The 25,975-nt window shown below is 52.9% G+C and carries 21 protein-coding genes and 9 pseudogenes; 19 read left to right on the top strand and 11 right to left on the bottom strand.

What is annotated here, in order from left to right; all coding sequences use genetic code 11:
- Positions 1–23: 23 nt before the first annotated feature.
- The 3 genes from Harman_RS12225 to Harman_RS12215 form a co-directional block, all read right to left on the bottom strand.
- Positions 24–737 (bottom strand): DUF7344 domain-containing protein, encoded by a 714-nt coding sequence (locus Harman_RS12225; RefSeq protein WP_137684076.1) that lies wholly within the window; start codon positions 735–737, stop codon positions 24–26.
- Between the two features lie 484 nt (positions 738–1,221).
- Entirely contained in the window at positions 1,222–2,925 is a 1,704-nt protein-coding gene (locus tag Harman_RS12220) for a DUF7343 domain-containing protein (RefSeq protein ID WP_137684075.1), read from the bottom strand.
- Between the two features lie 106 nt (positions 2,926–3,031).
- Positions 3,032–3,790, bottom strand: a complete 759-nt coding sequence (locus tag Harman_RS12215) for a helix-turn-helix domain-containing protein (protein WP_137684074.1) — start codon at positions 3,788–3,790, stop codon at positions 3,032–3,034.
- A 314-nt stretch (positions 3,791–4,104) separates the two neighbouring features.
- Between Harman_RS12215 and Harman_RS12210 the strand changes: the two genes are divergently transcribed.
- The 8 genes and pseudogenes from Harman_RS12210 (at position 4,105) to Harman_RS12180 (ending at position 10,007) form a co-directional block, all read left to right on the top strand.
- Positions 4,105–5,313, top strand: coding sequence for an RNA-guided endonuclease InsQ/TnpB family protein (locus Harman_RS12210; RefSeq protein ID WP_137684073.1), 1,209 nt, complete (start codon positions 4,105–4,107; stop codon positions 5,311–5,313).
- Positions 5,314–5,557: 244 nt separating this feature from the next.
- Positions 5,558–5,671 (top strand): DUF2089 domain-containing protein, encoded by a 114-nt coding sequence (locus Harman_RS21780; protein WP_235007204.1) that lies wholly within the window; start codon positions 5,558–5,560, stop codon positions 5,669–5,671.
- A gap of 66 nt (positions 5,672–5,737) precedes the next feature.
- Positions 5,738–6,577 (top strand): RNA ligase family protein, encoded by an 840-nt coding sequence (locus tag Harman_RS12205; RefSeq protein ID WP_137684072.1) that lies wholly within the window; start codon positions 5,738–5,740, stop codon positions 6,575–6,577.
- A 62-nt stretch (positions 6,578–6,639) separates the two neighbouring features.
- Positions 6,640–7,014, top strand: coding sequence for a hypothetical protein (locus tag Harman_RS12200; RefSeq protein ID WP_137684071.1), 375 nt, complete (start codon positions 6,640–6,642; stop codon positions 7,012–7,014).
- A gap of 451 nt (positions 7,015–7,465) precedes the next feature.
- On the top strand, positions 7,466–7,783 hold the full coding sequence (locus Harman_RS12195; RefSeq protein WP_160140691.1) for a hypothetical protein: 318 nt from the start codon (positions 7,466–7,468) through the stop codon (positions 7,781–7,783).
- Positions 7,750–8,103, top strand: a complete 354-nt coding sequence (locus Harman_RS12190) for a hypothetical protein (RefSeq protein ID WP_137684069.1) — start codon at positions 7,750–7,752, stop codon at positions 8,101–8,103. The genes Harman_RS12195 and Harman_RS12190 overlap by 34 nt, the downstream gene beginning before the upstream one ends.
- 469 nt (positions 8,104–8,572) lie before the next feature.
- A pseudogene (locus Harman_RS12185) lies at positions 8,573–8,745 on the top strand (transposase); the annotation flags it as partial.
- 377 nt (positions 8,746–9,122) lie between these two features.
- Positions 9,123–10,007: a glycosyltransferase gene (locus Harman_RS12180; RefSeq protein ID WP_137684068.1), complete on the top strand. Its 885-nt coding sequence runs from the start codon at positions 9,123–9,125 to the stop codon at positions 10,005–10,007.
- A gap of 311 nt (positions 10,008–10,318) precedes the next feature.
- On the opposite strand, the pseudogene Harman_RS12175 reads toward Harman_RS12180, so the two are convergent.
- Positions 10,319–10,474: pseudogene (locus Harman_RS12175) on the bottom strand (IS1595 family transposase); the annotation flags it as partial.
- Positions 10,475–10,507: 33 nt separating this feature from the next.
- Here Harman_RS12175 and Harman_RS12170 point away from each other — a divergent pair.
- Genes Harman_RS12170 through Harman_RS12160 form a run of 3 tightly spaced genes read left to right on the top strand, consistent with a single transcriptional unit; the run spans position 10,508 to position 11,564 of the window.
- Positions 10,508–10,825, top strand: coding sequence for a helix-turn-helix domain-containing protein (locus tag Harman_RS12170; RefSeq protein ID WP_235007203.1), 318 nt, complete (start codon positions 10,508–10,510; stop codon positions 10,823–10,825).
- Positions 10,826–10,843: 18 nt separating this feature from the next.
- Complete coding sequence (locus tag Harman_RS21965; protein WP_137684066.1) at positions 10,844–11,065, top strand: winged helix-turn-helix domain-containing protein; 222 nt, start codon at positions 10,844–10,846, stop codon at positions 11,063–11,065.
- Between the two features lie 34 nt (positions 11,066–11,099).
- On the top strand, positions 11,100–11,564 hold the full coding sequence (locus Harman_RS12160) for an IS630 family transposase (RefSeq protein WP_137684065.1): 465 nt from the start codon (positions 11,100–11,102) through the stop codon (positions 11,562–11,564).
- A 6-nt stretch (positions 11,565–11,570) separates the two neighbouring features.
- Here the strand turns inward: Harman_RS12160 and Harman_RS12155 are convergent.
- Positions 11,571–12,313 (bottom strand): annotated as a pseudogene (locus Harman_RS12155) (IS1595 family transposase); the annotation flags it as partial.
- Between the two features lie 479 nt (positions 12,314–12,792).
- On the opposite strand from Harman_RS12155, the gene Harman_RS12150 reads away from it, so the two are divergent.
- Together Harman_RS12150 and Harman_RS12145 are read left to right on the top strand one after the other, a co-directional pair.
- Entirely contained in the window at positions 12,793–13,941 is a 1,149-nt protein-coding gene (locus Harman_RS12150) for a hypothetical protein (RefSeq protein WP_200830889.1), read from the top strand.
- Positions 13,934–14,863, top strand: coding sequence for a glycosyltransferase (locus tag Harman_RS12145; protein WP_137684064.1), 930 nt, complete (start codon positions 13,934–13,936; stop codon positions 14,861–14,863). Before Harman_RS12150 ends, Harman_RS12145 begins: the two co-directional genes overlap by 8 nt.
- Positions 14,864–14,876: 13 nt before the next feature.
- Here the strand turns inward: Harman_RS12145 and Harman_RS12140 are convergent, their stop codons facing one another.
- Entirely contained in the window at positions 14,877–16,034 is a 1,158-nt protein-coding gene (locus tag Harman_RS12140; protein ID WP_137684063.1) for a glycosyltransferase family 2 protein, read from the bottom strand.
- 490 nt (positions 16,035–16,524) lie between these two features.
- Here Harman_RS12140 and Harman_RS21540 point away from each other — a divergent pair, with 490 nt between their 5' ends.
- Positions 16,525–16,782 (top strand): hypothetical protein, encoded by a 258-nt coding sequence (locus tag Harman_RS21540; RefSeq protein ID WP_200830888.1) that lies wholly within the window; start codon positions 16,525–16,527, stop codon positions 16,780–16,782.
- A gap of 269 nt (positions 16,783–17,051) precedes the next feature.
- Positions 17,052–17,303, top strand: a pseudogene (locus tag Harman_RS12125) (ATP-binding protein); the annotation flags it as partial.
- A 475-nt stretch (positions 17,304–17,778) separates the two neighbouring features.
- Here Harman_RS12125 and Harman_RS22140 read toward each other — a convergent pair.
- Both Harman_RS22140 and Harman_RS12115 read right to left on the bottom strand, forming a co-directional pair.
- Positions 17,779–18,892, bottom strand: a pseudogene (locus Harman_RS22140) (orc1/cdc6 family replication initiation protein).
- Positions 18,893–19,568: 676 nt separating this feature from the next.
- Positions 19,569–19,859 (bottom strand): hypothetical protein, encoded by a 291-nt coding sequence (locus Harman_RS12115; protein ID WP_137684061.1) that lies wholly within the window; start codon positions 19,857–19,859, stop codon positions 19,569–19,571.
- 53 nt (positions 19,860–19,912) lie between these two features.
- On the opposite strand from Harman_RS12115, the pseudogene Harman_RS12110 reads away from it, so the two are divergent.
- Positions 19,913–20,619: pseudogene (locus Harman_RS12110) on the top strand (IS1595 family transposase); the annotation flags it as partial.
- A gap of 101 nt (positions 20,620–20,720) precedes the next feature.
- Positions 20,721–21,668 (top strand): UDP-glucuronic acid decarboxylase family protein, encoded by a 948-nt coding sequence (locus Harman_RS12105; RefSeq protein WP_137684060.1) that lies wholly within the window; start codon positions 20,721–20,723, stop codon positions 21,666–21,668.
- Positions 21,669–21,733: 65 nt separating this feature from the next.
- On the opposite strand, the gene Harman_RS12100 is transcribed toward Harman_RS12105, so the two are convergent.
- Together Harman_RS12100 and Harman_RS12095 are read right to left on the bottom strand one after the other, a co-directional pair.
- Positions 21,734–22,654 carry a glycosyltransferase family 61 protein gene (locus tag Harman_RS12100; RefSeq protein WP_160140689.1) on the bottom strand — a complete coding sequence of 307 codons (921 nt, stop codon included), beginning with the start codon at positions 22,652–22,654 and terminating at the stop codon, positions 21,734–21,736.
- Between the two features lie 381 nt (positions 22,655–23,035).
- Positions 23,036–23,864 (bottom strand): annotated as a pseudogene (locus tag Harman_RS12095) (IS5 family transposase).
- An 80-nt stretch (positions 23,865–23,944) separates the two neighbouring features.
- Between Harman_RS12095 and Harman_RS12090 the strand changes: the two are divergent.
- Positions 23,945–24,075, top strand: a pseudogene (locus tag Harman_RS12090) (IS701 family transposase); the annotation flags it as partial.
- Positions 24,076–24,237: 162 nt separating this feature from the next.
- Positions 24,238–24,474 (top strand): annotated as a pseudogene (locus tag Harman_RS21765) (IS701 family transposase); the annotation flags it as partial.
- Positions 24,475–24,532: 58 nt separating this feature from the next.
- On the opposite strand, the gene Harman_RS12085 reads toward Harman_RS21765, so the two are convergent.
- Positions 24,533–25,453, bottom strand: a complete 921-nt coding sequence (locus tag Harman_RS12085; RefSeq protein WP_137684058.1) for a hypothetical protein — start codon at positions 25,451–25,453, stop codon at positions 24,533–24,535.
- Positions 25,454–25,975: the final 522 nt, after the last annotated feature.

Here is a 25,975-nt window from a genome sequence, read left to right as displayed (position 1 = left end):
CACGCATCTGTCCAGTACGCAGCTTACGACCTCTGACTGACAGTCGTCCTGAGGCGGTCAACGAACGACTGCGTTCCCGAGAGTGAGAGTCGATGACCCAGCGCCAGAGCGAAAAACACCGCACTTACGACGAACGCGAGCACGACGCCTGAGACTGTGATCCCGCTGAGTGCGAGTCCACCGACTGCCACCAACGTGGCCCCCGCGGTCCCGAGATATCGCTTTGACCACTGCTCATCGGTCGACGTGTGAGCCGATGGCTGGTCGTGGCTCGTAACAGCCTCGGTCGACGGCGTCGACTCCGCAGCCGTCGTCGACAGGAGCGATGGTTCCTCGTCGAGATACCCGTCGAAGGAGTCTGCGAGCGCGGTCGCTTCGACGAGTCCGCGGTCCTGGTTGTAGTTGATGACGCCCGCGTCGTCCATCTTCGGGAGGTGGGACTGATACAGCGCGATGTAGACGCGCTGGCGCTGTTTCGAGCGGAGCGAGTCGACTGTCGTGTCGTGTTCCAGCGCCGCGATGTGTTCAGCGATATCGCTCATATCAGCCGGCTCATCGCCGGGGTGTTCGTGGAGGTACTTGAGGACCAGGCGGCGGCGACGACACTGGAGTACGTGAAAGAGGTCGTCGCGAGTGAGTTCGTCGTTCGACGCTGACTCCTCAGACTGCGACCCGTCACTCCTGGATTCCTCGGTCTCTGTTGTCGTGGGTTCGGTAGTCGTTTCAGCTATCGACATGTTCGCTTCGTCCTTTTCCAGCAACCGACATATACCGGGTCGACTGTTCCGCCGGTTGCGACTGTTTCACCGATTTAACGGGTCGATAATGGCTGACTTACCCCGAGCATGATATAGTAAATCCGGACCCTAAGGCAGTGAGGGGCCAAATAACGGACAGTTGGATCGGGAAGACGTTGTCACCGCTGTTTCACACAGCATACCGAATCGTTTCGTCGCTATGACTGTAAATCATGTCTTCAAAGAGACATTTATGCCGTTACGGCGGGATTCCAGATATTTGCTGATTCTACCGTTAGCTGGAGATAGATAGACTCAGAAGGCGAAATTGTGTCTTCCTGTGCCCATCGACCGCTGCAGGGGGCTGCAACAACGAGCGCCGTGACAGTGACGGACAGTTACATTCGGAAGAGAATCGATCGGAAACAACGTCTCAGGACAGCGATATCACTATCGACCCCGCTATCTCGGGACGCGGGCCGGCTTATCCGCCGGGCGTCGGGGGCTTGATGTCGCCCGCGTGGGGCGAGTTCGCAGCTGCGGGCTTTGCCCGCTCCAGACAGATGAGGTTCTCCCTGCCGAGCCGGATCTTCACGACCTCGTCGTCGTCGACCATCTTCGAGAGGAGGCGGCTGACCTTCGCTTTCGACCAGTCCGTCGCCTCGACGATGTCGGTCTGGTGCATGCGGCCGCTCTCGGCTCGCAGCATCAGTTTGACCAGGCGCTCGTCGGGGATGAACTCCCTGTCGGCTTGCTCGAAGGCCGCAGCCGCGGTGTCCGCGTCGATGTCCGCATCTTCGGACCCCGCCGTCTCGTCCGCGGCTTCGATTTCACGGTTGATCTCGATTATTTCCCGGTCCAGTTCGAGGCGACGATAGACGAACAGTCTGGCCGCTGCGGAGAGCTCCGTGATCCAGCCACGCCTGATCGCCAGGACCGTCAGTCCGGTCCCGATAAGGAACCCGAAAAGCGAGCTCGTGACCCAGGCGGGCGTCAGCGCGCTGTTCGGGTTCGTTCCCCAGGCTACTTCTTGCCGGTCAGTCAGGAAGTCACCGTCCGAATCGGCCGCGAGCGGGTTCGTTCCGAGTTCCGAAACCTCTCGCCCGTCGCTGAGTCCGTCACCGTCCGAATCAGCAGTAACCGGGGACGTTCCGTTATCCAACTCTTCGCTGTCGTCGAGACCGTCGCCGTCGGTGTCTGCCACCGTCGGGTCAGTCCCTTCATCGAGTTCTTGCCCGTCGGTGAGGCCATCGCCGTCAGTGTCTGCCACCGTCGGGTTCGTATCCAGCGAGAGCTCGCGGCCGTCGGTGACGCCATCCCCGTCAGTGTCAGCTTCGACCGGATTCGTCCCGATTTCCAGTTCCCGGCCGTCGGCGACACCGTCGTTGTCCGTGTCCGCGTCCGTCGGATTGGTCTTGCCCGAGACCTCTCGCTGGTCGGAGAGGCCGTCGCCGTCGGTATCAACGACGGTCGGGTTCGTTCCGACGGTCATCTCGCGCTTGTCCGCCAGCCCGTCTCCGTCCGTGTCGACGGCGGTCGGGTCAGTCCCGTGCTTGAGCTCGGCCGTGTCGGCGATGCCATCCTCGTCAGTGTCCGCGACCGTGGGATCGGTCCCATGCTGGTGGATCTCCGCGCCGTCTGCCAGCCCGTCGCCATCAGTGTCGGCGTTCGTGAGATTCGTTCCCGCGGCTATCTCGTTGCTGTTATTGAGTCCGTCGTCGTCAACATCGCCGGTACGCTGAATCGACTGGAGAGACACCGACTGCCGATCCACCGTGGTGTCGGAACTCGTGTTGTAGAGAGAAACAGAGAGAGAGTCGAGGCCGACAGTCCCGGGAGTCGTAACGGTCGCGGTCCCGTTCGGACCGACCGGCGTACACGTCGCTGAGCCGTTGGCGTGCGTACAGACCGAGAGGTTTGCCTGCGGCGAACTAACGGTCACCGCGATTCGGTAGTCGTTGGCAGGCTCGCCGTCTATCTGTTCCCAGACAAACGCGGTTCCGTTCGGTCCCTCTGCGATAGCCTGTGTCGGCTCAGCCGCCTGTATCGACGGAGTCGTTTCGTTTGCCGTCGCTGTGTACGCAGTGTACTGACCGGCTCCCTCCGCGGCAGCGACACCTACGGAGACAGACGCGACTGTCGAGATGAGAAGTAAAGCGCATATCCCGCTCACGATTCGGTGTCTCATACAGTACGAGTGTCACAGTAGGGCAATATCCTTTTTGGCACATAGACTGATTGTCACTTCGTACCACACTTGAAAATTCAATGATACGTGCCGCCGCGACGCGCGCTCACTCCTCAGCCAGTCCGAGTTCCGAGCCGATGACCTGATCCATCCCGCGTCGAATCCGCTGGGACACTGCCGATGGGGAGATTCCGAGTTTGTCCGCGAGTTCAGCCTGCGAGATGCCCCGTGGCACGTCGAAGTAGCCCGCTTTGTGTGCCGCCTCAAGCGCAACCTGCTGATCCGCGGTCAGTCCACACGCCCCGGCGTTTGCTTCGCCGGTAGTCCAGTACAGTCGGTCGAGTCGGAACGTGATGTCTCGGTCGGAACACTCGGATCGAAACTGCGACAGCGCCGACCGCGACCGGAACTGTGCGTGTACCTGCCACTGTCCCTCCGTCCCCTCCATATCGAGTACCCGACCGCCAGCGCGGACAAGTGTCGGCGAAATCCGGACCGCGCTGGCTGCCATTTCGACCCGATAGACGCGGTTCGTCTCCGTCCAGTCTAACACCACGGGATCACACACTGTATCATCCATCTCCAGTCCCGTTTCGAACCGGTCCAGCGTTTCCCCCTCAGCCACTATCACCAGAAAGCTCGCTGTTCCATCGTCGACCATCTGCTCCGGACGCACCGTCACGTCCGGACTGTTCTCGATTGCAGCCGATAGAATCAGGTCCGGATGACTCAGACACAGATCGACGCCAAGACTCTTCTCCCGCGTTGTCCCATCCGTTTCCGATGGGCTAGCCGGCCCATATCCAGCGCCATCAGCTGGCTGGTCGGCCTCGGTCGTCGACCCCTGTTCACCGGTGTTGCGCATACAGAGTCCAGACGAATCTCGCACAAGGCCATTATCACTATACAAATAGTGTCTGAAATTCGAGAGACTATATTAATAGCCATATCTGTGATTTACTGGTTCTCACAACTGCATTCTGGAACGATATTTTCAGTAGTCAGTTTCACCGTCTTCGAGGCGGAGGCCCCACCTTCAAAGAGCGCCGGGCTTCCGATACGTCGGAAGAGCAAGCGAGTAGGGTGGGGAGGAAGCCGATACGGTATTGACTAGCCACTCGACTGTTGTCTTCTAGCTCCCAACTACCAAGTGACTACAAGTCTTTATGTGAAAGTACAGTGGAGTACCGTCGAACCGCCGTCATCAAGCTCGACACGCCCGAAGGCGCGGATACACACCTGCAGGAGACTGTCGAGCAATTCAAATACTGCGCCAACGCCGCGAGTGAGTGGTGCTGGCACGGCGATGACGGATACCACGTCACCTCGAAAGCAAAGGCTGAAGATGGTCTGTACGACCAGCTACGCGAGGACACCGAGTTGACCGCGAATCTCGTCCAGAAAGGGATTCGCCAAGCCGTCGAAGCCGTCACAAGCGGCGTCGAACGCCTCAACAACGGCCAAGATACATCTCGCCCGACGTTCACGGCAGATACCGCTGTCTACGACAAACGAAGTGCCACGTTCCACCGTGACCACGTTTCGCTGTCAACAGTGGACGGACGAGTCGAGTGCGAGTACATCCTTCCTGACGACGCCGAAAAGCCGCCAACGAAGTACGTCACGGACGAGGAGTTCGAGTTTCGGCGGGCGACACTCCATCGACGTGACGGCGACTGGTATCTCCATGCGTCGATGCTCAAAGAGGACGATGACACCGATACCACGACCGGGCACAGAACAGTCCTCGGTGTGGATCTCGGTATGAAGCAACTTGCGGTCACTTCGACCGGACGGTTCTGGTCGGCGGAGGAGTTCAACCACTGGAAGCGAGAATACGAGAACCGGCGTGGCGACCTCCAACAGTGTGGGACGCGAGCAGCACACGATGCGATAGCAGGTGTTGAGCGCAAAGAGGATGGCCGCTTCGAGATATTCCTGCATCGTGTCGCCAACGAGATCGTCGCTGAAGCCGTTGAACACGGCTGTTCGCATATCGTGTTTGAGGACTTGACAGACATTCGTGAGAACGTGCCAGCGGCGTCGTGGCACCATCTATGGGCGTTCCGTCGCCTCTACGAATACGTCGAATACAAAGCCAGAGAGCAGGGCGTTGAGGCCGTCCAAGTTGACCCCAGGAACACGTCAAAGCGGTGTTCGACCTGTGGCTTTACCCACGACGATAACCGCCAGGGCGAAGACTTCGAGTGTCAGGATTGTGGCTACCAGAACCACGCCGACTACAACGCGGCCAAAAACATCGGTTTGCAGTATCTCCGGCGTCGGCAAAACGCAGACGCCAGAGGCGCACCCGTAGACGTGCGCTTGAATCGCGGGACGCTGAACGTGAGTGGGGAGTACAACCCACCTGCCTCTGCTGAGGCATAGAACGGGAGTCCACGCGAAAGCCCTTCCCTCAACGAGCGAGTGGGTCATTCGACCCCGAGCGAAGTAGGGGAGGGTAGTTTACTGCCAACCCTGGAAGCCCCTCCGATGGAAAAGACACAAGCGTCTCAAAGAGTTCCTTCCGGCGAAGACGACTCCTCAATCTGTTTCTTACAAATCGGGTCTCAGATGAGCCCTGAGCACACCCGGCGAAACGCTCTCAAAACTCTACAATGAATACGTAGCTATGGGTGACCCAGCGTGTTACCGCAACTACTGTCCGGCCTGTGATGCCCAGATTACGATCACCGACGGTGAGTGTCCGGACTGTGGAACAACAGTAGAATCCCACGAGTCATAGAGACTATTGAAAGGTGGGTTGACGCTATCGGTAGTACGTAGTATTGTCTGATACAAAACAATATAAATGAAACAGTTCCCGTCGATTCCACGCGCCGATGACGCCCCTGAAGGGCTCTTCGAGGAAGGCCATCTGTGGATTCTGGAGAAGCTCGACGGAGCGAACATGCGCTTTCAGTTGCAGCAGTCAGGACTGCTTCGCTTTGGCGATCGGAGCCGCGTCTACGACGATCCCGATGCGGTACCGGATCCGTACCGCCATGCCATCCGATACATCCGCGAAACCCTCGACCGAGAAGCGCTCCGGCGTGCCGTCGACGATGTCGAAGCGTACGTTTTCTTCGGCGAAGCGATGCACCACCATACAATCGACTACGACTGGGAACGCACGCCGTCGTTTCTCGGCTTCGATATCTGGTCAGCGGCGGACAACCGATTCCTCTCGCCAGATGTTGTCGAGGGAATTTTCGACCGCCTCGGCCTCCAGCCTGTCAATGCCGTCGAACGCGAACGACGGGCACAGGAGTTCGATCCGGCTAGCTACGAGATTCCGCAGTCGGCGTGGTACGATGGGCCAGCCGAGGGTGTCGTGATTCGGAACAAGCGCGGTGGCCGTGCGAAACTGCTCCACCCCGACTTTCGGGAGGTCGAGGAGACGATCCCAGTCAACGCTGATGCGTCAGCACTGGCCCGCCGATACGCGACACAGCAGCGATTTCGAAAGCTCGCCACCAAACTCGAAGATCACGAACAGGCAGTGACGGTCGAGACGCTCTACGAGCGCACTATCGAGGACATCGTCAGGGAAGAGCACAAGCGGCTCTATCACGGTTCGGACCCGGTCGATATGCAGGCATTTCGCTCCGAAGTCGCGGCGCTAACGCGTGGGTTTCTCGACGGGCGGTAAGTGGTCCTCGTCCGTGGTACTGTGCCAAATGCTTTTGCGACGGCTAGGAGTACGTGCGTGTCATGATTGACTTCCCGTGGAGCCGTGGTAGCAGCAATGACTCAGGCGCTGAACCGACGGAGGAGCATCTAGATGCAGCTGTCGTCTGTGAGTTCCAGGACGGGGCCCTCGCGGTCTACGACGACTACGTCACGATTACGCGCGTCGACCGCTCGAACTTCGACAACCGAGAAATCCCGGTTGAGGAGATAACTGGCGTCGACTACAACGGGGGCATCACCATCGGCTACATCCAGATCGAGCAGATCGATGTCCCGGTCGAAAGCGGTGGCCTGCTGAGTGATCCGGTCAATCCGAATACGCTGCATTTTGATCGCGGTGGCCGAGAATGTGCCAAGAAGGCTCGTGATGCGATTCTGGAGCGAGCGCGAGGGTAGGTCCGGCGTTGGGCCCTGCGTGAGCGCTTTCGGAGCGATGTACTCTAATGAGTAGTAACGTCATTTTCGGTAAAGAAGGTTCGGACGAATCGAGCACTGAACGAACGGAAACGCAGACCACCGGGTGGCAGACACAATGCCCGGAATGCGAAGGGCGTGTCATCGCGGTGGACGTTGAGGCGGTGTGTACCGACTGTGGCCTGGTGGTGACTGAAGATACGTTGGATCGGAGCCCTGGGGTGAAAACCCATGGCCCGGACTGTGACAAGCAAACCGGTGAGTGGGCAGTCGAGACGACAAATGACCTCCGAGTGGACAAGGGGTTGCATACGACGTTTTCCTCGCAACCGACGGCAAGGGCAACTCGCTGAGCTCGGAGCGCATGGACAAGATGGAGCGATTACGGCAGCGACACAGGCGCTTCACGATGCAGTCGGATCGACACAAACGAATGAACGAGGGATTCCGCGATATCGGCAGGCTCGGCGCTAACCTCGAACTCCCCGAGCACGTCACGACCGATGCGGCGCGGTACTTGGAGGCGGCGAAGGACGAGCGGCTACCGGGCGGACGGATGGCCTGGGAGTCACTGGCGGCCGGTGCAGTGCTGTTAGCCGGGCGTGCAAGCGGCGTGGAACGAACGCCGGCCAGATCGCCCAGTTCGCAAAGAGCAGTCGTGAGCGGATGTGTGCGGCCGCACGGAAGATCCGGTTGCAGACATCCGTGGACGCGCCGGTGGTTCGCGACAGAGCGGTCGACCGGGTCGTGACGGCCCTCGACGAGGCTGGCATCGACGTGGAAACAGGGATCGAACTGGTGCGGGTCGGCAAGCGGTTGCTGGACGTGGCCGATACGGTCCCCATCGGGGCGGGCAAGACACGGATGACTGTCGCCGGGGCGGCTGTCTACGCGGCTGACCGGCTCACATCTGGAAAGGCGCTCACCCAGGCCGACGTGGTTAGGGCGGTTAGTCAAACCGTGCCGACCAGCAAACACAGAATCAAGCACTACTCCCGAGAGGTGTACGAGGCAGGCGAAACCCACCTCAGACCAACTGACGCGGTCGCCGGGTTGGTCGCAGACGACTAGCGGGCTCTCCCCCCGCTGTTTGCAACCACAGCCCCGCTACCCCACCACCCCTCCCTCCGCTCCGTGCTCGCGATGCTGCGCGCGCAGCCACGACCGAATTGGATTGGAACAGGAGAGGGTTTCGAGAGAGTACTCCGAGCCAGATTGGCCCGATAGCGCTTCCATTCGCTGTTCTAAATCAGTTAGAAATACTTAATACAAAAATAATTTTATAGAAATATATAGCTACTACAGACACAACGCCCGATATCGACGAACTCCAGCACGATATTCACGGGGATCGCGTCGCCGATGAGCACCAGTGTGACTACTATCACCTACCTCGGCGTGGAGTGGTCTGCGTTAGTCTTGAATACTGGACTCAGTAATCGAGATGAGATAGCACATGGTCGCAGTTGTTCGGTTTGTGAGTGACTCCTCTCAAAACGGATCTGTCTCCTCCAATATTCAGAAGTTGCAGTGATCACTCAACGCGCGGATCGATGGACCTCGATACCGGCAACAAGCGATGTGTGAAACCGTCTTCTCGACGATCAAGCGCACGCTCGGCGACGCCGTGCGTGCGCGGACTTGGTAGGTGAATTTCGAGAACTCGTCTTGAGGTGTACGGTTTACAACATCAAGCAGGCAGTGAACCAGTGAAATCAAGCACCATATGGCGATTCACGACGGCCGTTGAGTCTGGATGCGCTGTTATTTCTGAAAGATGTGCTCGAACGGTGCCGCGGTCGGCCCGCACCAGCGGGCGACCACGGCCCGTGGTACGACTGGCCGCTTGAACTGCAACACTGTGAGTACGAACGGGAAACATGGGGAAACCGCTCGCTCATCGAAACTTGGTTCGGCCTGTCCAAATACCGAACCAGACGTTTTGGTACCGATTTCCGTATCGCAGCTCCACCAACTCAACCAGATCGTGGCTCAAAGCCTTCGCCATACTCCACAATGCTGCGCTCTAACCTTGACACCGTTTTGTCCAAAACGGAAGAGATTATAGAGGTAAATTCCGTTTATTGAATATGATCTCTGTGGTGGTCCCTGTATATAACGATCCAGCCGGCGTTGCTAGAACAATTGAGTCTCTTATAAACCAAACATATAGTGGCAAGTATGAAATAGTTGTAGTTGACAACAACTCGGACGATGAGACAGCAACAATAATAAAAAGCTTTTCTAAAAGAGTTGATAATATCAGATATGTATTAGAAGCAAGCAAGCAAAGTTCGTATGCAGCTCGAAATAAGGGTGTTAAAATGTCTAATGGGGATACCGTTGCCTTTATTGATGCTGACATGTGGGTACCAGAAACATATATCGAAGATATCCACAAACTCATTATTAATGAAGAGAAGCCATATGTCGGTATAGATGTCTCACTAAAACCGGTCGGTGAGATTGACACGGTAGCGGGCTTATTTAATCTTGTAACTGGATTTCCAATAAAATATTATATGGAAAATGAAAAATATGCACCTACATGCTGTTTAGTCATAAAAAAACAAGTTTTTGAAGATGTTGGAGGCTTCGATAGTGACTTAGAGTCAAACGGTGATAAGATATTTGGAAAAGCTGCCTATAATTTGGGATACTCACAGTATTTCTGCGACTCGATACAAGTATATCATCCAATCCGTGATTCTGCAGAAGAAATGCTAAGCAAATCTGAGCGAATTGGGCGTGGAACTGCACAGGTACATCGAAATTATAAGCAACTTCTGAATAATACATGGATTGATGTTTGGTTTATGTTTTTACCACCGAACCCATTTTTACTATATGAGCGGATATCAGAATCACAAATCAAAAATTCTCGGTTCCCACAATTGTATTTATTTGCCTTCGCATATAAATATAGCAAATTAAAATCATATCTCTTCTATAGGATAAAACAATCTCTTGCGTAGAAACTTGTTGGTTTCAAACCACTCCCTTCAGAGTATTATGATTCCATCTCAACCTAATTTTCAATATTATTTTGTTCCAGTTAGAATGATCTGTATTACCCTCTAGCCTTATTCTTAGAGCGCGTTGCTTATAGTAAACGTTAGAATATTCACACCTATATAATATCAAAATATATGATAATAGCTTCGACGAAATCTCCGTCGAGGAATTGTAAGACATTCTCGACAACGTGGACAGTAAGAAGCTGACACAGTTGATGTCAGAAGAACTCTGATACAAAATCGCTCATGTGAAGCACGTTGTTGGTGAGTTAGAGCACGGTTCGAACGATTTCTTCGAGAGCATCTCGACCGGGTTTGTGTAAGATTTGGCGGCGCAGTTGGAACGCTCTGAGATACGGCGTGAGTTTGTCTTTTGAGACACCTCGATGTGGCGAGAGCCACGCGTCGCACGAGTGATTAGCGCAACGTCTGAATACGTAGATAGCGTATTCTCTCCGATGACTGGAGTACGCCGGTTGGTGGTCGTTGAGCATCTGTCGCCGGCAGAGTTAGATCGTGCGATTAACGAGGCTCAGGCGGCGGACGAGACCCGCCTCGTCCGGCGACTGTGCTTTGTGAAAAATCTCTACCAGGGGAAAACCCAGCAACAGGCTGGAAATACTGTTGGCGTCTCTCAGCCAACGAGTAGTCGCTGGGCACGCGTGTGGAATGACGGTGGTGTCGATGGGCTACGCCCACGCTTTGGCGGCGGTCGGCCGCCGAAGCTCACACCAGCACAGTGGGACGAGATTTGTACCATCCTCGAAGATGGCTAACCATAGACACCACGCGAGATTCACGCACTCATCGAAAACCGCTACGGCGTCACCTACCATCCGACCTATTTCGCCCGGAAACTCCGCTCTTTAGGGATGCACTACGCAAAACCGCGACCGATGGATCCGCGCAGTCCAGACGATGCTGAGGAGGTTTTCGCCGAGCGCCTCAGTCAGGCACTCGGCGAAGACGAAGCCAGCGACGAGGAGGATCCAGTGATTCTCGGATTTTTTCGATGAAGCGTGGCCACAACCATTCGAGAACTCTCAACGGATGTGGTCGTATGACCGCACCGTCCAAATCGAGAAACCGTTAGTAGCAGTTCCGTGGCGGTCGATTGGTTTCTATGCACTGACTGGTCGAAACGTAATCACGTACAAAGAGCGGTTGGTCAAGGAGACGATCGTCGAAGCGCTTGAAGAGATCCGCGAGCAGAATCCGCGGGGCCGGATTCTGCTCGTGGCCGACAACTACGGCTCGCATCACGCGAAACTCACACAACGACGGGCCGACGAACTCGGCATCGAGTTCGTCTTCATTCCGCCGTACTCACCAACGCTGAACGCTATCGAACCACTGTGGAAAGACCTCAAACGAGAAATCTTGCCAGAGATTTTCGAGGACAAAGACCACTTTAGAGAGTTCGTCACTGAAGCCTTTCTTCGGTTGAGTCATCGCCTCAGTTTTGCGAACGACTGGATCGAAACCTTCCTTCCAGATATTCAGGTGTTACAGTGATTACTCCAGCGACGCGTGGCTCTCGCAGGTATTCACGTGTGCGTCTCCATCGACGTATTCGCCATCACCGTGAATCACCGCTTCTCGCTGGTAGCTTTCGTCGTCTTCGAGTGGGTCGTACGCTCGAAATCGTCGGTGTAGATGGTCAGCGACTCCTCCTCGCGGTCGCCGAGGAGGAGTCACTCGGTCGATTCGTCAGCGGATTTCGCTGGCACGACGTATCGTTGACCACTCCCACGATCAACGAGTGTGAACACCGGTGGCTTGTCCTCGGCATAGTTTCCACGACCGCGTTTCGAGAGGCCGCGTGAGCGCGACTCCTGGTCGCGCTTGCGGCCTTTCAGCCCCGCAGTCACGTAGACTTCGTCGATCTCTACCGGGCCAACGAGGTCGATGGCTGGCGCGTCGAGCGTTCTGGCGAACTGCTCGACGCGCCGTCGCAGCGACCGGTACGAAACGGTAAGTTCAGCGTCCAGCTGGTGAATACTCGTGTTGAACCTGAGGAACGCGTAGAACGCGAACAACAGCTTGTCGAGGCCGATCTTCGCGTGCGCGAAGATCGTGCCGGTCTTGGTGTTAAACGTACGGTCACAATCCTTACAGAGATACCGCTGATACTCTCGATAGCTGCCGTACTTGATTACCGATTCAGACCGGCAGCGCGGGCAGTAGAGGCCATCGCGCCAGCGAACCTGCTCCAGCAGGTTCGCGGCGCTCGCCTCTGAACACAGCACTTCGAATGGGAACATATCGGGTGACGCTACCGCGTCACCCTTGCCCGCTACGCTTCTACAGCGCCAGCTCTACCCGACCAACAACCTGCTTCGGAAGAGCGATCCATCATAATAACGCATGGTCCACCGGTGCCAAGTCTAATCCCGTCAGGCTCTTGCCGTCGGTCGAACTAATTTTGAGCGGGCAATGGGGAACACAAAATGCTAAAATATTCCACGGAAGAATTAATACGAAACGTACGGGTCACAAAACTATTCAGAATATATGAATAGAGTAGTTAACTCACTCAATTATCTATCCACGTCGTCAAGAGTGTATGTGCCAATTGGAGAGCGTATCCATGTGTATTCACAACCAGTTGATGATAGGATGGAACTACATGAAAAATTAACTAATTTAATTGGTCAATGTGGTATTCACGGAACGATTATGTATTGTTTAAAAAGTACGTGACGGAGAGCGGATGTTATAACAGAATACTGACTAAACAATCATGGTAGAACTATATGAAATAATAGAAAAGTCTGTAAATAGTATATGGCAAAAAGGAGCAAAATATCCTATTCAGTCTGGTTGTAATGGACCTTGGCAAAATGATCAGACCCCAATTCGAAATATGGGTCATTTACTAATCTCCTACTTGTCTTTAATTAACGAGTGTAGTGGCACAAACAAACAAATAAGTTCGGAAACGTTACTAGAGAATATATTAGAATCAAAATACCGTCCTTATAATCAAACCTTCCATCATTTGGAAAACCATCCTAACTCCCGCTGTAATGGACTCGTCGGCCAGGCTTGGACGATTGAGGCACTCGTGATTGCTGCCGAACATTTGGACAGACCGGATCTTATCGAACTCTCGGAGGAAGTCTTCCTCCTCCATCCGTTTGACGATACCCTTGCCGCATGGGACTACGTGGACATAGATGGTGAGTTCAGATCGCTCGATAAGACGTTCAATCACCAACTTTGGTTTGCGATGGCAGGAGCAATGTTGGCACGACACAATGTCGATCCAGCCATCGAAAACCAAGTGAAACGGTTTCTCGACGAGTTGCCAGAGAACCTGACTCTCTATAATTCGGGCTTGATATATCATCCATTTAAACCAGAGTTCGACGTACAGAAGTACGCCAGGATCTTTCTTGAGGGTGCCCGTGCGGGCGTCGCACATAAGATGGTCTGGAACCTCGCTAAGGGAATGGTCGGTGGTGAAAGCAGTGACCCAATGAAGGAAACCTCGATCGGATACCACTCGTTCAATATGTACGCTTTCGCTGTCTTCCATGAGATCTATCCGAATCATCCCATCTGGGAACACGAAAAGTTCCAACGGGCACTGAATTACGCACGAAGTGAGGAATTCAAACGACGCCTCGACGGAAATCCCTATGGATATCCGTATAACGTATCCGGTATCGAGATGGCCTATGTGCTGGAAGTGTTCGACGACGACGTCCGGGAACAACAGCAGTGGTGGCTTAAACAACAGTTTGAACGAACACTCAATCCCGACACCATGACTATGTCACGGAACAATCCGGATCCGGCAACGCTTACCGCCCGATTGTACGAAGCGACCCGTCTCCCAGATATTGAGCTATCACTTGACTTCGATACCGACGTGATCGATGACTGAGACGCTTCCATTCGTCTCGGTGATCGTCCCAGTCTACAACGATCCAGACGGAATCCGTAAATGTCTGACCGCACTTACCGACCAAACCTATCCGGAAAGCAGATTCGAGGTACTCGTCGTAGATAACGGCTCCACCGACGACACCCGGTCCGTCGTTTCGGATTTTCCAGTCACTCTCCTCGTCGAAGACGAAATTCAGGGGTCCTACGCGGCACGAAACAAGGGTATCAGGCATACAAATGGAGATATATTCGCATTCGTCGACGCCGACTGTACTCCAGAACCTGCTTGGATCGAAGCCGGGATACAGAAGATGACCGTACAAAATGCCGATTTAGTCTCCGGACGTGTCCGCTTCCAATTTTCCGCAGATCCCACTCCTGCGGAGCGATTCGACGCAATGGTCAACATGCGGAATGACAAACACGAGATAGATGGCTTCGCGAAAACCGCAAACGTCTTCGTCAGACGATCAGTCGTCGAAGACATTGGTGAATTCCCTGCTCAGCTCCGCTCCGGTGGCGACGTCTACTGGACACAGTCTGCCACGGATCGTGGACATAGCCTCATGTACGCACCTGATGCCATCGTTGATCACCCATCTCGACAGCTCGGTCCATTACTCTCCAAGATGTACCGCGTCGGAAAGGGAAGCATCCAGCTCTGGTCGTTACAGGAAGACGTCACGGCGAGCATCGTGTTTTTCGGGCTCCTCAGTTTTCCAGTAAAGGTATTCCGTTTCCTCGTCGAATCGGAGGGAAAGTCCTCGGATTCAGGCCATGAAACGCCACCAGATAGAGACGTTGATGCGAGCGTCTTCGTCTATCTCGTTGGTGTGTTAGTGTATGGCTCGTTGGCGTTGGGCAGACTCGTCGGTGTATTGAATCTCCTGCGTGAAAAGACGGTCAATAAGCTGCGCTAAATCGACCAACGACTTATCTGTCCGTCGTTTCCCAGACGACGATGTTCGATCCGTTCACGAAATTCAAGAATCCTCGCAACATTCCGTAATTCGCATACAGAAAGTAGAACGGAACGTGAGTGATCAGCGGATCGTCCACGCCGAACTGTTCCGCCATTCCCCCGAGTCCCGCCAACATATAAAAGGCGATCTGACCGGCGAGAGCGATCTCATAAGAGATCGACGTCCCACTCAGTACCAGACCGACATTCGCTCCCAGAGCGACCATGAGCAAGAGTGGGGAGAGCCACCGGATGACTTTGTGTGAAATGAGCTGATAGGCGATCTTGGAATCTTGAAGCGGATTGAGAAGATCCGTGTACTCGATGATGCTGTTCCAGCTTCGAGTCACGATCCGGATCCGTCGCGATAGCTCGTCGTCCGGCGACGAACCCGTCTCTTCCCAGGCAACCGCGCTTGGTACGTACCTCACCCGTTCCCCGTTTCGAATGATGGACAACGGTTCGGTAAAATCGCTGATCCTATCCGGTGGTTGCGGCACGTAAGAGGAGGTCCGTACCGCATAGATCGAACCGTTTCCGGTCACGAGCGAGTGGAACTCAGATTCGAGACTTTTGATCCTCGACTCGTACCGCCAGTAGAACGACTCCCCTTCGACATCACTCGAATCCCGGTATCGAAGTTCGCCGACGACACACCCCACCTCCGGAGTGAATCCATGGACAAGTTCGGTAATCGCGTTCGGTTCGTACATGCTGTTCGCGTCCGAGAACACAAGTATCTCTTCGTCGACTCGCTCGGTAACTCGGTTCTGACACTCGGTTTTTCCAACCCGACCTTCAATTCGGATCAGGGTGACTCCTTCGCTTTCGTACTCTTTGACGATCTCGTCTGTTCGATCGCTAGAGGCGTCCGAGAAGACGATGATGTTGAGTTTATTCGAAGGATACTCCAACTCGAGACTGTTTTCGATCTTCTCATGGATCACGTCTTCTTCGTTGTACGCAGCGATGATCAATGCTACACTGGGGAGAGGCTCTGTACGTCTGTCGAGTGGACTACCGACGATCGGATTGAGTACGCGAAGACTCAGCGGATAGAAAAAATAGGCGTGGACTAATCCGATAGCCGCACAGATGAATAGGGATAGAGATAGCCGCTCCAAACTCATGTCTGGTTCCGATCGATCGTTATTCTCACTGCGTTTTCGGCCTTGTTTCCAGCCATATTTCTGTAATTATAAAACAAACATATTATCCAGTTCACTTGATTCGACCATCGCGACCCAAAATATTCCCATCCAAACTCAGATTGTACACCCCAATATACAAGTATGCCGATTCGTCGTCTGGCCGACGCAACCTGCACATGTATATTCTAAGCTGTCTGTTCAGAATCGATATCAGGAAAGTAGTGATACTACCGGGAACGTACCACACGCGGAAGTGAGACGAGCCACAAATGTCGTTTGTCAGACAGTCAGGCAAAGAAGAACAGAATGAATAATGGAGCACTAATCCCCGCTGTTTTCTTGTTTCCACACCCGGATCCCGCCCGCCTTCCGGCTCGACACGGCCCTGTCGGCCTCCATCGACTGCAGCTTCTTGTACACCGTGTTCCGGTCTGCCCCGACCGTCTCGGCGACCTCGGAGGTCGCCGCGATGCCTCCCGACTCCCGGATCGCCGACAGCTACGCCTCCCGAGGGTACTTGTCGACGATCTCGCCGGTCTCCGCGTCCCGCTCCCGTTCGCCCATCTACTCGCGGCTCCAAGAAAATAGCAATCTCAGTGACGCTGACGCCGCTGTGCTCGCCTATGCTGACGCCCACGACGGCGTTGCTGTGATGGATGAAACGTACGGGCGAGACGTTGCTGTTGCCGAGGGATCACCACCCGGGGCACTGTATTTCTCGTCCTGAAATGCATGAAACAGGGCGCGATTAGCAGCGACGATGCGGTACCATCATTGAACTCGCCACTAAGTCGGTTCTGGATACGGTTGTGGAGCCGTTTGCTCTGCAAGTTCGCCCGGTTAGCAAAGAAGACACTCATTACGCGAGTGTCGATGGGGAGTCAATTCCCGGAACGGGTGGCCCGCATCAGCGCGAACCCCGCTGACGCCGCGGGGTTCACCGACCGGGTCCGGTCGAGGAAGACAAGCGTGCGGATCTGATCGTCGTCAACCGAGAGTAACGGGACACTCGTAGCCGGTGAGTGCAAGTATACCAGCAGCGAGATGACCGAAGCGGACCTGGCAGATCTTGAGCGGACTGCGGCACAGGTTCAGTGGACACCACCCAGCGGGACCGACCGCGAGGATCAGTACTGCTGTTTCTGCCGGTCGGGGCTTTCCAGTGGCCTGCAACGGCTGGCTGCAGACCGCGACGACGTATCACTGTTTACTCCAAGCGACCTCGTGCCGAGTGGTGGCACTGAGTGACGACTCGGTGGTGTCGAGACGCCAAGCCAGACTGTAGTGCACGAGCAGCAGGAACGCACACAGTGCGGTCCGTCGACGTGTCTCAACGCCGTACACTACTCCACTTTACCTTGCTCGGGGGCACTGGTCCCGCTCGCTCGTTGGGGGGAAGGCTTTGGCGTGGACTCCCGTTCTACAAACTCGGACATGACACTGTCTCTAAGGTGCTCATCGCCATCCGAGAGTCAGATCGTGTGAATATCGTCCTTGCCGGAACAGAGTGTTGACCGCGAGTGATATTTTGCTACCGGCAGACTGTGTTGCTTCTTCCTTCACCCCACCGTGTCGAGTGTTCTGCCGGTAATGCTTGGCCCTGCCTTTGTGAAGGGCCTATATCACACACCCCACTGCGTCGAATGTTCTGCCAGTGATATCCATCCTCGTCTTTTAAGAAGCCGATGTCACACACCCCACCGTGTCGAGTGTTTGCTTGACCTTACAGTCGGCGTTGGACACGCTGTGGAAGCACAACTCCTTCCAAGTCACCCACAACTTCCTGTACAATTCGTAGATCTACGCTGAACTCGTACTCGTAGTACTGCCCACCTCGCCGTCCTTCGTTGCGTGACTGTCGGTCGAGAATGCCGAGCATGGCGAGGTCAGCGAGGTGGTCGTGCATACGCCGACGGACCAGCGGCTCAATCTTTGAGTGATCGGCGATAGTCCGGTACCGCGGGTATATATCCCGGACTCGGGCGGGCATCTCCTCTTCGAGTGCGAGATGGAGCGTGGCCACGAGCGCCAGATGACCGTGCTTTGTCAGCTCGCACATACCATGTTCGATCTGGCTCTGTTCGAGTTCTTCACGAGCACTGTGGACATGTGATTCCGTGATTATCGACTCACCCTTTGTTCTAGCCATCTCTCCTGCATTATATAGAATATTAAGCGCCTGTCTCGCACTGCCCGGTGTCCTGTGCGGCAAGCGCGGCACAGAGCGATATCACGCCCTCCTCAGCTGCATCATTGAACAGCGCCCTCTCAGCGCGCTCGCGTAAAATCGCCTCGAGTTCTGGCCCGTTATAGGGTGAAAAATGGATCTCTTCCCCACAGAGCGTGTCCTTCACTTTTGGCGAGAGGTCATCTCGAAATCCGAAATCGTTGCTGATTCCAATAACGCCCGGCTTTGCCGATTCCAGATACCCATTTGCCCGGGCACGGGGAATCTCATAGAGAATTTCATCGTCACTTCCGATCTGGTCGATCTCATCGAATACGAGCAGAACTGTTCCACCGACTGCGTCAAGCTCATCGTACAAAATGTCGAAGACGCGTTGCTGGGGGTATCCTGTCGTGCTAATTTGCTCGTCCGGGTCTCGGATTGTGTTCACGAGGTTGACCGCAACCTGATACGAGGACGAAAGATTCGTACAGTTGAGCCAGTACACTGAGAGATCGATACCATCGTACTGTTCTGTATCCTGTTTTAGTCGGTTCAGAAGGAACCGTGAGACGGCGGTCTTTCCGACACCCGTTTTACCATAGAGAAAGATGTTTCGTGGCTGTGCGCCGTTGACTGCGGGCTGAAGTACCTTCTTGTAGTTCTCCAGTTCGTCTTCTCAAGCTGTGATGGACTCGGGCTGGTAATCTTCCCGGAGCATATCTTCGTCGCGGAAGATTTCGGTATCACGAGTGAACGTCGACATCATATGTATCTGAATGCTCTCTCCGTGATAATAAAACCACCGTGTCGAATGCGTCGTATGATAGTCCGACGCAAACAATGCAGTAAGGATATACGACATGATGTGGCGTCTTGGTTATCTGAACTCGTAATACTCTTGCTGTCCATGGAGAAGATCATTCGACGCGGTGGGGTGTCTGGGAGGAACTACCGCGTTTCCTCCCACTCGAGTTGCCCTGGTTAGCCGGCGAGATTGCGTAGAGCAACGATCGCGCTTAGATCACACAGGAGCGCGTCGAACGTAATCGGCCCCGTCTTGAGTAGGAGCGTCGAAAAGGGAATGCGAGCCTACACACAATCGCATCTGACGGGATAACACCACTGTGGTTCCCAGTAGATGGAGTGAATCTGTGTTAGCTGACTTGATAAACTATGAGATCCGCTCAAAAACGCCCACGAATTCTCCACTGATTTCACTTGAAAAGTGGTGTGTCACTCCTGGCTCAGCACGTACCACGGCCGACGCCCACTCAGCGGGAACTAACGACATGCTGAGTGAACTCTCATTCAGTGCCCGCAACCGATTGTAGCCCAGCCAATGGTCAAATCTGCCCAGACTCCGAGAGACTCGGTGGGACCTCCAGCGAGTGCTTCACACAGGTTCGGAGGGCTTCTCCAACGTCGCCCGTGCCATCATCAAGTTCAAGCAGTTGCTGGATACGCATCCACCGCGTCAGGCCCAGATCGCCAAACTCCTTGAGAAGTTGCAGATTCACCAGCGGCGGATAGTATCCTTCGTCGCCGGGTGAGAAATCGACGACCGCTATCGACGACGCGTCGATACTGAGCACGTCTGCGGAGTTCGCGAGTCGGACCTCGATGAGTACCGCCACTCCCTTTTGACCGTGTTGATGCGCTCTGCCAGCACATTGACGTGGAGTTTTACAAGACTGGCACAGTCTTCGAGTACTCGTCGATACCGCTCAGGAAGTGGTATCTGGCCGTCTACACCTACATCCGGCTGAATACGAGTATCAGGCAACTGGACGCCGAACTCGCCGTCACCTACAAAACGGTGTATCGGCGCGTCCAGCGCTTCCTACGGACGCTGGACGCGCCCCGGCTACAACTCGAAGGGCCAGTAGAAATCGACGAACTGTACGTGAAAGCCGGGAAGAAAGGCCGCGAGCGCGACCGACCGTCGCGCTCGCGTGGCCTGTCCACGCGTGGACGTGGAACGTATCACGAGGACAAGCCGCCAGTGTTCGTCCTCGCTGACCGTGGCACTGGAGAAACGTACGTTCATCCGTCGAAAGCCGCCGACGAATCGACGATTCGACTCCTGCTTGGCACCCGCCAGCAGGAGTCGTTGACTGTCTATACCGACGGCTTTCGGGCCTACGAGTCACTTGACTCGGACGACGCTTTCGACCGCCAATACGTCGTCCACGGCGAGGGTGAATACGCTGACGGCGACGTTCACGTCAACACCTGCGAGAGCCACGCGTCGCCGGCGCGACGGTGGCTCTCGCCCATCGGGGTATTTCCAAAGACAAGCTCACGCCGTATCTCAGAGGGCTTCAGCTACGCCAGCGCGTCCGCCGCAAACCCGGTGAGGAAGCACTCAAAATCATCTTGGAAACTTCGCTATGAAGCCACCAACAATCGCTTATCCAAGAGCGAAGGAGGATGGTAACAACAATGTCCTACAGAAGAACACAGGATTGATATGCCTGTAATAGCAGTATTTTCGCATGTCTAACCGAATATTGGTAACAGGCGGTGCCGGATTCCTTGGCAGCCACCTATGTGAACGGCTCTTGTCTGAGGGTCATGAGGTGATCTGTCTTGATAATTTTGGTAGCGGACAACGCGATAACATCAAAGAACTCGAAAAACTTTCTACATTCACTGTTATTGATAGAGATGTTCGGCTCACGGGATCGCTCCCATCTGTGGATCGAATCTATCATCTTGCATCTCGGGCGTCGCCAGCTGATTTCACGGATTTCCCTGTCAACATAGCGTTAGCAAACACGCAAGGAACGCAGCGATTATTGGATCACTCACGAGCATGCGATGCACGGATGGTTTTTGCCAGCACCAGCGAAGTATACGGCGATCCCGAAGTTCATCCACAACCGGAGACATATACGGGTAATGTGAATATCCGTGGAATTCGAGGTTGTTATGATGAATCCAAACGATTTGGAGAAACGCTGACTGTCGCGTACCAGCGGAAGTTCGATCTCGATACTCGCACAGTACGTATTTTTAATACGTATGGCCCGCGGATGCGTCCCAATGATGGGCGAGTTATTCCCACTTTTGTCACGCAAGCGGTTCGGGGTGACGATCTCACGATATATGGAGATGGTGAACAGACTCGGAGTTTCTGCTACGTGGAGGATCTGATTGAGGGTCTTGTCTCACTTATGCGAGTTGAAGGTCCCGAGTATGATGTGTATAATATTGGGAAAGAGAATGAGCACACGATTAAAGAACTGGCACAGGAAGTGCTTAATCTGACTGATACTGAATCTGGTATCGTTCATGAACCGTTGCCTGAAGATGATCCGAGTCAACGCAGACCTGACATCAGCCGTGCCAAGGCAGAATTGAATTGGGAACCAGAGATATCACTCCGAGAGGGATTAAATAAAACAATTGAACAATTTAAACGTAATATGAATTCTGTGTAATATGGGGTCGAATACCATATAAGAGCTATTTATTGCTGAATAAAACGATCGAACCTTGCGTAGTCCTACTTGTCAACCACTTGTTCGAGGGTCTCGTGGAGTCGTGATACATCAATATAGATATCGGGACCATCATTATGGCACTGGATATGGTGATAGTCGAACCCAGCCACTTCAGCGATACGTGAGAAGTTCGGCTTCAAATTATCCCCAAATAGTTCGACAACGGTCACATCCTCGCTGTAGACAAGATTTGACAGACCCGCACCATGAGGGCCAACAACTATTTCAGCATTTGTAAACAATTGTATCTGCTTAGCGACGGAGAGTTCCTCAAGACGGTGGGTTTCGAAACCATATGTCCTAAGCATATCGAGGACGGCAGTATCGTTGTGGATTCGTCGTTCTTGTGCTCCTTCTCGTGAAATATAGATTCGTCGCGGTTGGTTAGTCTCGATATTATCGCGTAGATGCGTCGTTTGCCGTTTGAACCACTGAAGTTCTTCCGAGGAGAGCTTATATATGAATGAGTGAACTAGCACAGCTTCTGAGTTGTAGACAGGCTCCTTTGCGTGCTGTACAGTAAAAATATCTCCGCCAAGAAGGCTAAGTGACTCTAACATCCACGAAGGTGGATCGGGCGGGAGAAGTAGCGTAGGTTCACGATCTGTCTCTTGATAGAACTTCTTGAGAAGTCGAATTTTTGGAAGCGTTTCAATTGTCCAATGATAATAATTCTGATGTCGCGGGATTAGTGGACAGAGCAGATCTTTTGAGCTATCAACTGTATTGAACGATCGAATATTGCCCGTGATGAAGTTTGTGGTAAATCGTAAACCGTCCCGAATAAAATGTTTATTCAAAGGTCTCGTTATATAATCGGGAGACATTGTTGGGGTAGATAATGAATCAACGACAAGTTCTCCTTCTGTGGTCAACACTGTACCACTACCAGCAAGGATATACCCATCAGGGATTGTAGCCACGAATCGGTTCGTCTCTGCGTTGGAATTGTCACTATGTTCAATATTTTTACATATCGAGGTGTTATCTGAATATATGTTGACAGTATTGATAAGCTGATTACGGGGAAGAGTGTTGATAACTCCGTTTTCAAATAGAATGACAAATATCGGACCAAAAAATAATTCCCGAGATACCATTCTCATACTTTCAGTACATGTCGATACTGGACCGTCAGACGCTAGCTTCCGCAATATTCGACGAGTGGACACATCTGTGCTAAGTCTCATTTTAGTATTTATCGTCGTATTCAATCAATAAAACCACTACATTCATACGAACAGTGCAGCGATACTGGCAGTTGGCATTAATGGCCGTGTTGAATCACCACAGGGCGGCGGAATTCACTGTTTGACGGCACGCTTAATGTTATAGACGACACACATCAGCGCAATCTCCCGGAACTCACGGAACCAGGAACGCGCTCGCACGGCGAAGCCGAGCGAGCGCTTCACAGCCGAATTGACGGTTTCAGTCATAGAGCGCTGATTGTAGCGTTGTTTGTCGATTCTGGCGTTGTGAGCGTGATCGTAGGGAGCGAAGATGCGGTGCTTGATGAGTGGTCTGATATCGAGTTCACGCAGTGCTTCGCGGAGTGACTGCTTATCATAGCCCTTATCGGCGGCAAGAGACCGCAGATCGCCCGCATTCCGGCGGGCGACCTGCTCAGCTAAGTCTGCATCGCTTCCTTCCCGAGTCGTGGAGCAGTGTACGTCAAGGACAGCTTGCGTCTCTGTATCGACGAGTTTCGTGACTTAGTTTCTGAACACGGTAGCTGATTCGTTGGCAGTAGTGGCGACTCGCTGCTGAGCGTTCGTAGAATGTGGCGTCGATAGCGGCGTGTTTGGACGGATCGTGCAACTGCGCCGACTGGCGCAGTAGCACTCGACAGACGCTCATACTGATCCGGTCGAACGCTTTACACAACGTGGATGGAGAGGGGAGATCGGCCGTTTCGAGGCCGATCTCCCCGGTTATTTGCGGCATCTCTTTGAGCAGGTCAATCGTCATTCGGTAGGGCGTATCGAGGTAAATCCGCAGACAATGCAAGGAAACGAGAGCATAGTCGGCGAATCCGCCGCCACTTCCCGGGGCGGCGGATTCGTCTCCATCGCCAGTAACTCTTTGAGCAATCGGCACAATCTCACCAGTGAAGCGGGAGATTTGCGTCATGAACAACTGAAGTCTCCCGCTTCAACTCCTTCGATTTAGCGAACGATCCTGCTGCTGTCTAGTGATTCAACAAAGCCGCTGACGAAGAACACCCGGTCAAGTATCTCGCCACAAACAGGATCAACGCGCCGACCGAACACGTAATTCGCTCCACAGAATGTGGTAGCGGATCGAGACGGACTTCGAGGATTCGAAGCAGGATCACGGCCTATGAAACTACGAGATGCAACTCAACGAAGGTGCCAGTTTGAGTGGTCTGCATAAGTTCTGCAGATGTCGGAAAAGACGCTGTGAGGTCATCAATCTCAACGAAGTTTTTCGATGCTTGTGGTCTGCATTCATAATCGCGGTTCAACAGTTGCACTGATCACCCAAACTGACACCTTCTAATGGTCAGTCCCGTTCGTCTTGATCCTGATTCGAACGCCTTAGGGATGGTTCGATCTAAGTGTTATCGCTCCGAACAGATCTTGAAGATTCTCTGAAAAAAGCCGTCTACAACTTTCTCTCGGGAATTTAGGATAACGGTGGTCATGGTGTTGATATCCTCATGATCGAGATCAACGATATCTTTGTTCACTCAACAACCGACACCAACGCACAAAACTGAGTGAAGCAGTTAGAACCACTACACGGAGGCTATGAGACGTGTTCTATAATACATCATTTTATAACATATAGCCAAGATCCTGCAGATGTTCTTCGACTTCCTGGTCGTCTAATTCTTTGTCAGATCTGATGTCTTCTGGGTTAGTATCATATGTATTTAAATCTAGTCCCTCTGTCTCTATCCAAGGAACTCGTTTAATATCTGGAATTGGAACATAGCCCGGATGTCCGTATATTCCCCATTCACCAATCGCATTTCCATGATCTGAGGTAATTGCTATCTTTCCAGACATATTATCTAATAGAATCTCAACATGATCCAATACATTTAAAAGGTTCTGCCCGTAATCTTCCCATACATCGTTAACACAATACTTATTCTTTCTTAAGCCATCCCATACGTTTTGAGAATTCCCGTTTATTGAGTCATATTTCCCAGGACAGTGTAGAAAAGGTGCATGGGGAGGAGCATAATGAATAATATACTTAGATGCGCTGGAATTTCTGTAATGATAGAGAGCTGCGTTTGTTACTGGCTCCGGAGGTACAATATTGAAGTCAGGATCAATTCCATATTCGTACACGTTTTCAACATCAAAAAAGTGAGTTGAATCCAATTCATTCACAAAGCCATTTGCAGTTATATAGAATGTATTTTGTGTTTGTTTTATATTATTGGAGAAAGACTTTTTCATCCACTCTAAGCTTGTACTCGCACATGAATATATCGGCTCAATATCTAAAAACCTATCATAAATTTGGTGTCTTGGCGCATTTTCAGTAAATAAATCGTAGCGGCATGCGTCAAGCACTATGAGAATATCCCACTCCCGTTCGTAGGGGGTTATTCCATAATTCAATTGAGTGCCAAGGGATTGGAGTGCTTTGAGCCAAGTTATTCTGGCAACTTCTTCACTACCGTCGTTCTGATAGAGGTCAACAGCGGTTTCAAATTTTTGCTGTAATTCTTTGAGTTTCACAGCCAAGTTTGATTATTCTGGCGTATATATCTTTTGTAGGGGAACACCGTAGTCTTTACCTATGATTCTGCTACCTGAACAAACCACCGTTGTGAGATAGTATTTTGGACCGTCGCACTGATTGATCCTGAAAGCTAAGAAAGGACCAGACTACAGGCTGAAGGGACTCTATAAAAGTTCGCTGCTACCATTGAACAGTGATTCGATTTTGAGATACATGAAAAACTCATAATTGAATACCATAGGACTTTCAACAGGAGAGACCATTGCTACTGAGGTTTGGAGAGCTATGTGAATGACAATACAATACGTACGTAGGAATACCATCAGCATTTTACCATAACATGTCAATTATCAATATTTAGCGTATAGTCAGAAATCCTAGTTGCCTCATAAATCCTAGCTGCAGAAGTATAGGGATCAACAGCATTTTTATTCATCAGATTGGTATCGAAATCATATGTTTTAGAGATTTGTTGTTCAATCCACCACTTTATTTCTTCTGTATTATTTTCGCTAAAC

The organism is Haloarcula mannanilytica, from assembly GCF_005406125.1.
Classification (GTDB): domain Archaea; phylum Halobacteriota; class Halobacteria; order Halobacteriales; family Haloarculaceae; genus Haloarcula; species Haloarcula mannanilytica.
This window is presented reverse-complemented; position numbering and strand designations above follow the sequence as displayed.

Coding starts and splice junctions, on each gene's coding strand:
- Harman_RS12225 (WP_137684076.1), bottom strand. CDS start 737: ATGTCGATAGCTGAAACGACTACCGAACCCACGACAACAGAGACCGAG.
- Harman_RS12220 (WP_137684075.1), bottom strand. CDS start 2,925: ATGAGACACCGAATCGTGAGCGGGATATGCGCTTTACTTCTCATCTCG.
- Harman_RS12215 (WP_137684074.1), bottom strand. CDS start 3,790: ATGCGCAACACCGGTGAACAGGGGTCGACGACCGAGGCCGACCAGCCA.
- Harman_RS21780 (WP_235007204.1), top strand. CDS start 5,558: ATGGGTGACCCAGCGTGTTACCGCAACTACTGTCCGGCCTGTGATGCC.
- Harman_RS12205 (WP_137684072.1), top strand. CDS start 5,738: ATGAAACAGTTCCCGTCGATTCCACGCGCCGATGACGCCCCTGAAGGG.
- Harman_RS12200 (WP_137684071.1), top strand. CDS start 6,640: ATGATTGACTTCCCGTGGAGCCGTGGTAGCAGCAATGACTCAGGCGCT.
- Harman_RS12195 (WP_160140691.1), top strand. CDS start 7,466: ATGAACGAGGGATTCCGCGATATCGGCAGGCTCGGCGCTAACCTCGAA.
- Harman_RS12180 (WP_137684068.1), top strand. CDS start 9,123: ATGATCTCTGTGGTGGTCCCTGTATATAACGATCCAGCCGGCGTTGCT.
- Harman_RS12170 (WP_235007203.1), top strand. CDS start 10,508: ATGACTGGAGTACGCCGGTTGGTGGTCGTTGAGCATCTGTCGCCGGCA.
- Harman_RS12160 (WP_137684065.1), top strand. CDS start 11,100: ATGTGGTCGTATGACCGCACCGTCCAAATCGAGAAACCGTTAGTAGCA.
- Harman_RS12150 (WP_200830889.1), top strand. CDS start 12,793: ATGGTAGAACTATATGAAATAATAGAAAAGTCTGTAAATAGTATATGG.
- Harman_RS12145 (WP_137684064.1), top strand. CDS start 13,934: ATGACTGAGACGCTTCCATTCGTCTCGGTGATCGTCCCAGTCTACAAC.
- Harman_RS12140 (WP_137684063.1), bottom strand. CDS start 16,034: ATGAGTTTGGAGCGGCTATCTCTATCCCTATTCATCTGTGCGGCTATC.
- Harman_RS21540 (WP_200830888.1), top strand. CDS start 16,525: ATGCCTCCCGACTCCCGGATCGCCGACAGCTACGCCTCCCGAGGGTAC.
- Harman_RS12105 (WP_137684060.1), top strand. CDS start 20,721: ATGTCTAACCGAATATTGGTAACAGGCGGTGCCGGATTCCTTGGCAGC.